This is a genomic window from Chryseobacterium sp. CG10_8 (genome assembly GCF_058117085.1).
On record NZ_JBYVEB010000100.1, the window covers coordinates 1 to 10,613 of the forward strand.

Here is a 10,613-nt window from a genome sequence, read left to right on the forward strand (position 1 = left end):
ATTTATTTCAATGTTTCTGGACTTACTGTTACTTTAATCAAACTCACGTTTCCGTTTCGTTTGAAAATATCAATTGAATCCGTTTCGCTCAAAGTCAATCCATTGTAACGACTTGGTGATTGTTGTACATAGAAAACTTCCATGCTTTCTGTTTTACCAATCTCGTAAATCGTTGGTACTTCACAGACCGTGAAAAACAAAGAGTTAGCTTTTAATTCAGCGGTATGTTTTTGACCTTTGATGTCGAAATATTCCATCATTGCTCCTTCGCTTAGAAACTCTTCTTTTCTCAATAAATTAGGTTGAAAATGGATTTTTCCTTCTTTCACTTTAATTCCTAATTCGCCAAATCTGCTTAAAATATCTTCCTTCACTTGACCTGTCATTCCTGGTTGTTGCGCACCTTTGGTGAAAGGGGTGTGAGAATAAGGGTCGGTTGGAAAAGCTCCGTATAATTCAGGGGATTTATGAACACCGATTCCTTCGTTGATTTCGTAGAAATGTTCTAACAATCTTCCCATAACTTCAGGAGAAGCACCTTCTTCCTGCGCTTTTTGACAAACTTCGAGAACCGCCAATAAAAGCTTAGAAACCATATGCCAATAGATAGAACCTAATCCTTCGTAACCGTAGAATGTTCCGCTTCGTCCTGTAAAGGCTTTGTGATTGAAAACTGATTCGAAAATATCTAAAACCAATTTTCTTTCATTGGTCAAAAGGGTCTGATATTCTGCTCCTAAAGCGTCTAATCCTACTTCTAAATCACCTGCATTTTTGAAATTTCCATTGAAATGATAATTTCCTAAAACATCTTGCTCGATGATTTGACGGTTCTTATTCGCTAATAAAAACATCAATAAAGCAGATGCTTCTACGCTGGATTTTGGAATGCTATTTCTTTCTAAAAATCCTTTCAAATTCTTGTTAGGATACAACAAATAAGAGTATTGATCTTCACGGAATAATGCTGAATTCTTTAATCCATCCAAAACTTTCAAAGCTTCTTGGGAAGACAAAAATCCTGAACTTAATACCGCAACTTGACCTTCTAACATTTCGCTCAAATAAGAAACTTCCGCTCCTTCTGCGTTGACTGACACCAAGTTATAAGCGTGATACAATCCATCTTTTCTTTCGTTTGCTTGGATAGAATGTTCTAAATATTTCAAAGAAAGGTCCGTAAATCTTCTTAATCCATCCAATGAAACGGTACGTTTTTTACCCCAAAATCCTTTATGATAAACGTGGCTTCTGTACTCGCTTGCAGCCACTCCGAAAATATCCAAAATCGTTTTGCGTTGTTCGTCAGAAATTTCACCTTCTAACAAAGCCAAATTCTCTTGGAATGCTTCTCTTACTTTTTTATAGAAATCTACTAACTCACTGGAAACGTGAATTCTTTCCATCGTGGCGTTATTCAATATTTTTTGAAAGAACTTCATAAATCTTCTCAAATAATACAGTGTAACCATCGAAACACCGTTACCAACGAGGGCGTTATTAGCGTCGTTCCACTCTGGACGTTGCGTGTTCATCCAAATTCCACCTTCTAAAATGAAATTAGAAAGCTTCGCTAAAACAGTTGCAAGAATTTTTTCGGTGAAGTTAACGTGAATTGCATGTCTGTGTTCATCCAAAACCAAAGCTCCATCTGCTCCCATTTTTGACTTTCTGGTCGAAATCTCTTCATCCAATTCGAAATCGAAGTCAATCGTGTCTTTTGAATTCTGAATGATTTCTTCATACGATTTAATCTTATATGGAACATTCGCATAGACGAAAACTTCCTTATCCAAAAGATTTTCTAACGAATTAGGGAAATAATCTTCCGAAAATTCTAAAAATTTCAATAAATAAATAATCTGATGGTCTCCCCAATATCCGATGTAAGACCAAGGATCGTCAGCTTCAATCGTTTCCCAATCAAAACCGTCTTTGGTTACTCGATATGGATTGTAGCCATCAAAAGTCGTTGCGTTCAAGAATTTGAAAATCATTCCTTCCACAAAATAAGGATAAGAATGTGCTAAAGCCTCCCAATTTTGGAAGATATCTCTCCAATTTCCTTCATAATCCAAGATTTTGGAACCATCCACCTCACTTCTGGTGTTGATAGAAAACTTGTTCCAAGGACGAGATGGGTCACCGTGACGACGACTGAACTTTAATGGAAGATATTCCGTAGCCAATCGAATAAAGTCAGCGTTTTCGGAGGTTTTGATAATTTCCTTTAATTCAAATAAGGTAAATTCTTCTGATAATTGCTCCAAAACAGCTTTGCTGTCTGCAAAAACTTGTAGATTGGCTTTTTCTAAATATCGAACGAAATCCCACTTCTCAATTTGGTAATTGTTATCGAAAATCCCTCCTCTCATAATGTTAAACATTACGTTAGAGAAATGTCGAGAGTCTCTTTGACGGTCTTTGCTCAATTGCAATCCATCCGCAGAAGCTACCAATTTGACCAAATTTTCTGTTCCTAAATCAATATCTTTTTGAATTTCATGAGCCAAATTAGCATCAGCTTTAATTCTTTCAGAAAGTTCGATGATGTCGAATTGAGATTGATTAACATTAGCTACAAAAGACCAACGTTTCTGCTCTTCAGCATTTAATTCAAAACTTTCAACAATAAAGTAAGCACCTTTTTCTCCTTTGATATCGGTTTCTTGACTAACTTGACCTCCTTTTCTGAAAATATCAAGTTGCAAAGAAGAAAGCAAATAAGTCGGATTCTGAAGTCCTAAAGAAAATATAGAATTGGCTTTCAAAGCTTCACTTGGTTCTGCTTTGTCCACGATAATGGCACTTAAAGCAAAAATTCCTAAACCTGAAGTTGGCTCAAGTTCTGTTCTTTTATAGGCATCGCCTAAATTACTCACTCTGGTCTGAAGGTCGCTTCCAATCCCAAAAGGAAGGATATTTTGCAACCCGTCTAATGCCGTCACTCCCACTTGGTCGTGAGTGAGATTGACCAAACGAGATTTTTTAACAAACCCGAAAACGTTAGAATTGTTCCATTGATAAGAAAAAGCCAATCCCAAATCGTGATTGATCTCTTCGAAAATCAGTTTGTTTCCGAATTCACTTTTATAGATATTTCTTGAAGTCTTGAATTTTCCCTCAAAACGGATAGAAAAAGGCTCCCAAATTTCTGTTTTACCCAATTTGGATACCTGGAAGATGGTTTTGCTTCCTGTTACTTCAGCGGATTCTGTGATTTTATCGTCGGTATAATATGGAAAAAGAGAAAACTCCGAATTCTTTCTTCCCGCAGAAAGCCCACCATTAGAAGATACAAACATCCAATGATTGCTATCACTCACGATACTCATGAAAAACGGGCGAAGCTCCTCAACATTTGTAATTTTGAAGAAATCTTCGTTCCCAATTCTTACCACATCTACTTTTGACTGTTTAGTTTTCACTTCAATTTTATTAGTCGTTTGCATTAATTTTCAATCGTTTCTATTGTCATCTCTGCCGTCTTACTATAGCAATTCCGCAAAGAATATGATTTATCAATATTTTAACTAAAAGCGCAAAAGGCACCAAGGCTTTTTTTCATAGTTTATCAGTAATTGATTCTCTTTTTAGAAATATTAACTACTTCTTGAAGAATCTCATCTTAATAATAGGTACCTTTTGCAGCGGTTATTTAGTCATTAAGTGTTTTTATTAATATTTAGGATCGTACACTCTTACATAATCCACGGTCATCGTCTGTGGAAAAGGCGTTTCATCTGTTGGAAATCCAACATAATTACCTCCAACTGCCACATTAAGAATGAGGAAGAAAGGATGGTCATACACCCATTCTCCATTAACATCAGCAGGAGTAAGTCTTTGATACAAGTAATCATCAACAAAGAAGTCGATTTTATCCTTGCTCCACTCCACTGCAAAAACGTGGAAAGAAGTGTCGAATCTGCTGTTTTGCAATCCATAAGTCTTCGTAATCGCACTTCCTCCAGAATAACCAGGACCATGAAGAGTTCCATTGATGATATTCGGTTTTTGACCTCTCAACTCCATGATATCAATTTCTCCACATTGTGGCCAACCAACAGTATCTACATTACCTCCCAACATCCAGAATGCTGGCCAAATCCCAGGCCCATAAGGTGTTTTCAAACGTGCTTCTACTCTACCGTGTTCTTGCTCAAAAAGTCCTTTTGTTTTGATTCTTCCTGAGGTAAAAGAATTGCCATTTCTGATGGCGGTAATCAACAGATTCCCATTTCCATCCAAAGCAACATTATCTGTTGAACTGGTATAATATTCTAACTCAGAGTTTCCCCATCCATCGGTACCATTACCTAAGTCATAAGACCATTTGGTTGCATCAGGAGTATCACCTGCAGCTCCATCGAACTCATCGCTCCAAACCAAAGTCCAATTTCTCTCTGGCAAAGTTTGCACGGCGTCTTCTTCACAGCTGGATAACGGAACTGCAACCATGCAAAGTAAACTTCCTGCAACCACTGCTCCTCTCCAATATTTTTTATTTAAAAGATTCATAATCTATAGTTTAAATTTTAATTGAATTAATTATGGAAGTAAATATTATCGAAATAAATAGTTCCGTTTCCATCTACTTTGAACTGAATGATATTGGACAGTACAACTGGCGAAAAAGAAGACAATGGGATATCCACGCTTTTCCAACCATTGGTATTGGTTCCAATTCCTGAAGGGACAGATAAAGAGTAAGCTTTCTCAACTGGTCCAGGACTAATCAAATAGAAATTAAGCAAGGTTGAATTGGCTGTATAATAATCAATGTGGATATATCCATAACTTGAAACATTCAATGCACTTGCAAACTGAGTCCCTTGATAATTAAGTCCAGAGTATAGCAACGTAGTATTACCAGCAATTGATGGTTGAGAAACCACTGTTGATTGTCCCCAACCTGGATTGAAATCTGTTCCGGCAACATTGGTATAAGCATTACTAAAAATAGACATTACACTTGAAGCAGCTGCTGTTGGTGTTGGTGCAGCAGCAGTAGGAACTGTAGGAATTATACTACCATTATTGTAGAAATAGATATTATCTGCATAGAAGTTGCTGATATTAGTTCCTTCATAAATAATTTGTCCAATGTGCGCCTTTGTCGTCAAACCAGAGAACGAAGTCAACGGGATATTTAAGCTATTCCAAGATTGAGCTGTCAGACTTGAACCAGCAACATTATATGTACCAGTTACATCATCTCCTCCTCCGTAAGCTCCATCTGCACCAAAATCTGCAAGTCTAATTTGGAAGTTTGCACCTGATGGAATTGCACTTGGAAGATACAAATCCATGTGGAAGGTAGACATGCTTGTTGCATCCACAGTCGGACTGCTCATTTGGATTCCAACAAAATTGAAATTATTATAGTTAAGTACATTATCTCCATTCACTGTGAAATCTGCGGATGTTGTATTCTGCCAAGGTGCCCAATATCCATTGTAATAATCTACCGCATGGTTGGTATAAGCATCACTAAAAATTGAAATCACTTTTGTAGGATCAACGGTTGGCGTTGGAGCTGGCGTAAATGTACCATTAGAGTTAATCGTTAAACTTCCGTCTACTTGAGTACCACCCAAAGTTGCTGTAATCACTGACGTTCCTGCTGCAATCACTGAAGCTACTCCTGTAGCTGAAGTTGTTGCCACTGAAGTATTAGAAGATGCAAAATCAAAATAATATGGAGTCAAATTAACATTTTGATTCAATCCATTAGGCATATTAAAAGTTGCCGTTAATCCATCAATATTGTGATTAACACCTATGAAAGATGTTACCGTATTGTTACTACCATTAAGGATAGATGCAGACTCGAAGGCAATCGTTCCTAAATTCTCAAACTTAACTTCGTCTACCCAGAAAGTATAACCTGAGTTACTTTCAGGACCTTCAGAAACGAAGAACATCCCCTTTTCTGCAACTAATTTAGAAGGATCAGGAATTGGGATAATTACTTTTTTCCAATTACTATTAACTGGTAAAGAAGAAATTGAAACCTGATACTTGTTAGCTCCAAAATCATTACCAAAACCAATCACGTCAATAGTTGCAGATTGAGAAGCTTTGATCCAAAAAGTAAGTGCAGTATAACCTGATAAGTCTCTCGGCATTGACGTATAGAATGAACCTCCTGCATAAGATCCATTAGGATCACCATAATCAGGAACTTCAAATTTCATCGAAGTTGTTCCTGCATATTTTACTGTATTATCTACATCAAAAGCAGAAGGAACCGAACCACCGTACGCCGAATAATTCAATCCAGAACTGAAAGTGTCAATGAAGACATCTCCGTTAGTTGGATAAGTTGCCTGCTCTAATTCGCTTAGATCTCTTTGACAACCCGTTGCAAGAAGTACTGACACCCCAAGAACGGCTTTGATCCAATTATTTTTAAATATATTTTTCATTTTTTGCTAATTTATTTACCAATGTTGATTTGAATATATGTTCTGATTTCCCACTCGTTTCCGTCAGGGAATCCGATAGCAGTTGGATCAGCAACCCAATTTCCAGCAGCATCTACAGAATAGATCGGTGCATATCTTGGAGAATATTGATTAAGTGTTCTGTAAGCACCACGCACCCCAATTCTTGTTCCTGGAAGAATCCACCAATCTGGTTTCCCTATCTCTAAAGAAAGGTCACCCATCAATTGCATTGGGAAAGTCAAGTTGTAATCTCTGTGGTAATCGTAAGGTCCCCAATCATTGAATTTGATTGCTGTTACAAATTTCATTTTTTTGTAAATCGTTCTAAGATCCATTCCGAATCTTTCGATTTTTCTTTCGTCACTACCGTTAGCTTGTCCAGTACCACCATAGATGTTAGCTATAACACCCCAATCAGTACTTACTTTAGAAACAATTCTTGCGTTAGCTTCCCAAAGGTCAGCTGCTGGTACAGCACCAGGGAAAGCAAAAGTGGTTCTTCCGTTCGGTAGGATTCCGATAGCAGCATCCTGAGTTGTTGGTAAGTGTCTGTATACAAATCCAGTACTGAAAGCAAAAGGAGCATCTTCTACTCTATCACTATCCCAAGAATACATCCATGTTGCAGGAGTTGGATCGTAGGTGAAAAGGATTTCTCCCGCAGTTTGTTCTCTGTTAACTCTTACTACGAAAGGATCTTCCATAATATTTCTTGGTCTTCCAGGTTGCGGAGCATCTCCAGGAATAGGACCTTCAAGAGGTTTTTGCCATAAGAAGTTAGGCGCAATTTGGAAGTTTCCAATGTTATAAGTGAAACCCGTTAAGAAGTTGTATTGGTTGCCACTTCCACTGTCTTTCAGTTTCCAACCTGTAAAAGTCTGTGTATAATCAGCACCTCCATTAGCAACCAATCCCATTGCAGCTCCTTGAGCATACCAATTGAATTTGCCTCCTGCGTAAGTCAACTTCATTTTTCCTCCCCAATTATCTTTAGAATTGATTTGATCTTGATAGATGTTACCATCTCTATACAATTGGAAAGTTCTACCATTCAAAGGTTCACCACCCCAGATTCCTCCTAAGTCAACACCAAATTTTCCAAATTTTCTTTGCAATGCCAAAGTAGCTCTTCTTGTTCTCAATTGCGGAATAGCAAATGAACTTTCTGCGGTATTTCTTTGGTCAAGGTCTTCATGATAGATACCTGTTAAATCAAATTTACCCAACTTAGTAGAGTATTTTGCTAAGATAGCTGGGTTAGCTCCCCACCAAAGTTCTGGTCCGAAAGCTACTTTCAATCCATTGATGGCTTTTTTTCCAGCAAACTCAAATCCGAAAGGAGCATTACCGTTATAGATATCCATATTAGGACCATAATTAGCTTCTGGATATAATCCGAACATATCTCCTTCATAACCCCAATGATAATGTCCAGTTCTGTAGAAACCATCTAAATCGAACCATTTGTGATTCCAGTGGTAGCTCGCATTATATACTTGCACTCTGTTTCCAGGTGTGATTGTTGTCGTAGTTCCGTCAGGATTCATCACCTCTACTGGAAGACCTCTGTTTTCATAGAAAATTTGGTCAATTGGATTCTCCGCTACATTACCCAAAATGTTCACATTAACATTAGCGCTCATATTGGCTGATGGGTTAGCTTCAACACCAACATAAAAAGACTCTGTATGATCAAATCCTTGTTGATTAGGATAAGTAGTATAATCAGGAGATTTGTTTTCAGGAGTGGTAATAAGACTTCCTCCTGTGCTGTAAGTAGAGAATTCAGCTCTTAGATTGCTCAATCTGATTTTGCTGTTAACACTTGCTTCTTGAGCAGCTTTGTCTCCTCTCGCTCTCAAATTAGCGTCTACAATATTAATATCATTAAAATAACTGTCAACACCAGCCATTTTTCTGGATTGTGTATTAGCTTCATAAGGATTGAATTCATGAACTTGTTTCAAAGCATAATACGCTGTTCTTGGATACAGTTGGTAATGACCATCTGCTTGCGTTTTACCTTTAGCACAGATTCCGAACCATTCTTCATTCATATTGTTTTCTCCTTTTTCGTAATCTTTGATGTAACCACCATTACTCCAAGAAGCGTTGCTGTCATGAACGTCTAAATTTGACGTTTGTTTATATTTCCACCATCCATCAGAAAATTGGAAGGTAAATCCACCGATACTATTACCAGCTTTACCCATTCCTGCTGCATTTTCATAGATTTCTTGCCAGTTACCTAACAAATAATAAGCTTGTGCTTTCTGATCTTCTTCATTACTCAATACATTAAATGCGTCTGCACCAAACTCGGTAAACATCACTGGCTTGCCATATTCTTGTTTAACTCTTTGGAACAAATCTGTGAAAGAAACACCGCGATAAGAGTTAACACCAAAAATATCAACATCCTGACATTCTTTATTAATGATATCTAAAAACAACAAATCACCATTACAGATTGCTACTGGGTGATTCTTATCAATGGATTTCATTTCCACTGCTGCTTCGTTAAAAAGTTTGTACATTGCCTCAGCTCTTTGAGTAGACTTTCTGTCTTGTACAGGAATATTCTCTGTCTCTGCTCCTTCCCAGAACAAACCATAGTTATTTTCGTTACCTAATAGATAAAGAAGTAGCCCTGGAGTGTTTTGATAATCTTGCGATAACTTTTTGACCTCTTTAAGGAGTAATTCTTTGGTCTTAGAATCTGCATATTCGGTGTTGGCTACCCAGCTACCGTCAATTGTTAAACCATAGCGACCAAAAGAATGGTTAAGCATGGTGTAGATTCCATAATTTTTGTAGATATAAGTAATCCACTTGGAAGGAATTCCGGAGTATACTCTGATAACATTAACTCCCATATTCTTTAGCATACCCATTTCTGAGTCCAAAGCCGACTTAATAAAATCATCGGACTGCGTCCAAAGGCTATAAGTGTAATTGGTACCAACAGGAAAGTAATCCCAGTTCATCCCATTCATCATTAACGGTTTTCCGTCAACCATGAGTTTTTGTCCTTCATTGTCGTTCACAACTTTCACATTTGCGGTTTGCGCAAAGAGAAAATTAGACGCCATTAAAATGAAAATTAGAAGATGTTTTTTCATAATAAATTCAGTTATTCTTTCAAAGAAATTATGGTTATTTCAAATGTGCTTTTTGCACTTCCTAAATATAAGTATGCATTAACACAATGTTAAGAAATGGGGTATATACATTCGATATACAAAAGATTAACTGTTTATAAATCAATTGCTTTCGTTTTCAATATAACATAATAACTGAGAAAACTCATCTAAAAATGAAGGCTAAAAAATCAAAAAAATGATCCTTCTATCATGAAAAAACTGAAAATTGCTTCCCAAAAATGAAGGCGAAAAATGCTTTTGGGAGTTTGGAGAAAAATAATCGAATCGAGGTCCTCCTTATAAAATCGAAAATTCTTAGCCTTTTTAGAAAAATCAAAAAAACAAATGAATATCCTTTTTTGTGATATTAAAAATTCCAACGCCATGATCGCTAAGATTTTCTATTAACTTGCTGTTTTTAAGCTCGCAAAGCCGTTTCACTTAGCCAAGCTTTCAATTTCTTTCAAATATGACAAAACGAGCATAATCAAAAAAGACAAACCCAAGTTAGGTCAACTAAAAATGGAAATGTACAATATTGGTCTTTCAATATTATTAAAATAATCTATTCAGCGTGTTGTGCTAAGCACTTGTTCGTTTACGTTTTCTCCATGGGAAAAGTATCGAAAGGAAGAAACCTAATGAAATGGTTCGACGAAGTCAATTTTAATCATAAATGTATTTCTTCTCGATACGATTTTTTGCAAAAATCTACTCGAAGTGACGAAATGTTATCTAAATGCAGAGCAGGTTCCGTTCAATAAAATTCTTTATCAGATCGAAGATGGGCTTAAGCCTTTTTAAAGCTTGACTAAGATAAGTTCAATATTATTAAACCTCCGTAACCCCTGTGTCGCTGTGGTTTTCTCTAATCATGGAGACGCTTAGGACACTGAATTTTTTAAATAATATTAATATTTGAGAAAGTAATTAATATTTTTTTCAGCCCAGTGACCCCTGTGTCGCTGTGCTTTTTCTTAACTACCGAGACACAGAGGACACAGAGTTCTTTAAATAA

4 protein-coding genes are annotated in these 10,613 nt (G+C 36.8%); all 4 read right to left on the reverse strand.

Annotated features, from left to right (window positions below):
• Positions 1–2 precede the first annotated feature (2 nt).
• The 4 genes from AC4AGG_RS13360 to AC4AGG_RS13375 all read right to left on the reverse strand — a co-directional run bounded on the left by AC4AGG_RS13360 (position 3) and on the right by AC4AGG_RS13375 (position 9,574).
• A complete protein-coding gene (locus AC4AGG_RS13360; protein WP_489772507.1) occupies positions 3–3,452 on the reverse strand; it encodes a hypothetical protein in 3,450 nt (1,149 codons plus the stop codon).
• Positions 3,453–3,678: 226 nt separating this feature from the next.
• On the reverse strand, positions 3,679–4,521 hold the full coding sequence (locus AC4AGG_RS13365; RefSeq protein ID WP_489772508.1) for a glycoside hydrolase family 16 protein: 843 nt from the start codon (positions 4,519–4,521) through the stop codon (positions 3,679–3,681).
• 26 nt (positions 4,522–4,547) lie between these two features.
• Positions 4,548–6,431 carry an Ig-like domain-containing protein gene (locus AC4AGG_RS13370; RefSeq protein ID WP_489772509.1) on the reverse strand — a complete coding sequence of 628 codons (1,884 nt, stop codon included), beginning with the start codon at positions 6,429–6,431 and terminating at the stop codon, positions 4,548–4,550.
• 11 nt (positions 6,432–6,442) lie between these two features.
• Positions 6,443–9,574 (reverse strand): glycoside hydrolase 5 family protein, encoded by a 3,132-nt coding sequence (locus AC4AGG_RS13375; RefSeq protein ID WP_489772510.1) that lies wholly within the window; start codon positions 9,572–9,574, stop codon positions 6,443–6,445.
• Positions 9,575–10,613 lie beyond the last annotated feature (1,039 nt).